Below are 1,996 nucleotides of genomic sequence, written 5' to 3'. Positions count from 1 at the left end.
CACTCAGTAAATAAACCTTTACTTTTAACAAAGCCTTAACCTTGCCTTGCTACCTAATCAGTGGATAGTATAAGATAACGCGTGGGATTATCACTTTGGAGGTGAAATTTATGGAGACAGTAAAAAAGAACTTATTATTAACACCAACCATTTTGTCGGTTATCAATATTATCTGCCTTGCTTCATTCCTTATTGGACTTAGTATCATGAACTATCCAATTTCAAGGATTTTAACAGATCTTGGTTTGCTATGCCCAATTATCTCAACCTTATCATTCTTTTATTTAGTGATTAAAGTCAAGGGTATAAAGCATCCCACATTGAAGTACTTCCATATCGTAAATGCGGCCACATTTCTTGTCCCAGTATGTATTCTTACCTTTCTTATACTACGTTTCTTGAACGATTGGGATATTTACTTTTAAAAAAACTGCTATTATAAAACCATTTTTTATTCAAGCAAAAATAGCCCTCATTTTTAGGGTTTTTTTTCTAAGCCAATTGCATTTAAGCATTATCGTTTTATTTTCATATATTATCCCAATAGTTTTGCAAAGGTATTTTCACCTGCAATACCGTCTGCAGGTATTCCCCTTGCCCTTTGAAATGCCTTAACCGCTATTTCCGTTCCGCTTCCAAAGATACAATCTATGCCATGTGGATTTTGCCCTTCCAAATAAAGTGCAGCTTGAAGAATATAGGTGATATTCCCTTTCGCCCCTTCCCTAACATTAGATGATGCCGCTTTTGTTTGGGGTCCCCATATTCCATCAACATTAATCTTTGCACCATATTGTTTATTCAATTCGGTTTGGAAACCCTTTATCAAAGCTTTTTTAGTATTAGGACCATAATAACCATCCACATCTATCTTTGCATTATACCGGCTATTTAATGTCCTTTGGATGGACTTGATAGTCTGATTGCCGCTGTCCTTTGCAGGCGTATCTTTAACAATGACATCCGATTCGACTTGTGTTGCTGGTGGAGTGGTTCCATTCACTTTTGATATCAGTTTAGGCTTTGTTCCCGCCTTTAACTGAGAATAAGTTAGTCCGTCCGTCATATCCAAGTGCGGATAATCTTTAAAGTTTGACCAATCCCCGCCCCATGCAAAGCCCAGGGATTTACCAATGGCAGTTACCCGTTTCCATTTTGCATCAATTGTCCAAATGGCATTCTTTCCATCGCTGACTATGGAATAATCAATTGCTAGTCCATAGTTATGGTAAGATTAACCTGGCATCGCATTGGTCACTCTCGGTTTTGATAAATCACTATAGTTTTTTCCATCGTAGATATAACCCAGGCGTCCTTGACCATATAGCTTTGCTTGCTCTTCCATAGACCGAAAACCTGCGCTGATTTGGACAAAAATGCCTTCTTCGTATGCCCGTTTTACCATTTCCAATGCTGATTCTTTTACGACTGGATGAATTCCGCTGCCCATATTCTTTTCCGAACGATTCAATAAAGTTTCTAATTTAACTGGCAATTTTATCACCTCCTAATATGTTATGGAACTTATTAGGAAATGCTTGTATACTCACCTTGACGTTACAAAAAAAGCCCTTTTAAGTGGACCTATTATGGATTCATCATCCCATACAATTCTTGTAAAATAACAAAAGCACAACCCTTAATGGGACTGTGCTTTTATTTTATAAAGGCTAATTTTGATTTTCTTTTTCTTTGTCAATAGCTTTTATCAATTCATCCAGCTTTTCATTTCTTTCTTGATCTAATCTTGTCTTTGCATTGATGAATTTTATTACCTTAATTATGAAATAAACACTTAAAACAATAAGTCCCAGATAAAACAAAATCGGTATGATTGCAAAAAGCCCTATTAAACTGCTGGCGTGGTCCATAAATAATCCCTCCTTATGTAAAATATAGTATTATTATACAGGAAAAACAGGCTAAGAAGACCCCGTTCAAAATTTAGGACGGGATTAAAATATAGTCGTATAATTTTCGATATAGTATCCTTCAC

The 1,996-nt window shown here is 36.0% G+C and carries 4 protein-coding genes and 1 pseudogene; 1 reads left to right on the top strand and 4 read right to left on the bottom strand.

Annotation, left to right across the window (positions count from 1 at the left end):
* Positions 1-110: 110 nt before the first annotated feature.
* Entirely contained in the window at positions 111-425 is a 315-nt protein-coding gene (locus ACFVSH_RS26020; protein WP_387708676.1) for a hypothetical protein, read from the top strand.
* Between the two features lie 110 nt (positions 426-535).
* Here ACFVSH_RS26020 and ACFVSH_RS26015 read toward each other — a convergent pair whose 3' ends face one another.
* From ACFVSH_RS26015 to ACFVSH_RS26000, 4 genes and pseudogenes are all read right to left on the bottom strand, one after another.
* Positions 536-1,066, bottom strand: a complete 531-nt coding sequence (locus ACFVSH_RS26015; protein WP_387708678.1) for a peptidoglycan-binding domain-containing protein — start codon at positions 1,064-1,066, stop codon at positions 536-538.
* A gap of 9 nt (positions 1,067-1,075) precedes the next feature.
* A pseudogene (locus ACFVSH_RS26010) lies at positions 1,076-1,222 on the bottom strand (M15 family metallopeptidase); the annotation flags it as partial.
* Positions 1,223-1,234: 12 nt separating this feature from the next.
* Positions 1,235-1,495 carry a D-alanyl-D-alanine carboxypeptidase family protein gene (locus ACFVSH_RS26005; RefSeq protein ID WP_387708675.1) on the bottom strand — a complete coding sequence of 87 codons (261 nt, stop codon included), beginning with the start codon at positions 1,493-1,495 and terminating at the stop codon, positions 1,235-1,237.
* A gap of 175 nt (positions 1,496-1,670) precedes the next feature.
* Positions 1,671-1,871, bottom strand: a complete 201-nt coding sequence (locus ACFVSH_RS26000; protein WP_387598360.1) for a hypothetical protein — start codon at positions 1,869-1,871, stop codon at positions 1,671-1,673.
* Between the last annotated feature and the right edge of the window lie 125 nt (positions 1,872-1,996).

Origin of the sequence: Peribacillus sp. NPDC058002, from assembly GCF_042886655.1 — a bacterium.
Lineage (GTDB): Bacteria > Bacillota > Bacilli > Bacillales > DSM-1321 > Peribacillus > Peribacillus aracenensis.
The sequence above is the reverse complement of the archived record's forward strand: the minus strand, read 5'-3'. Positions and strand labels throughout refer to the sequence as shown.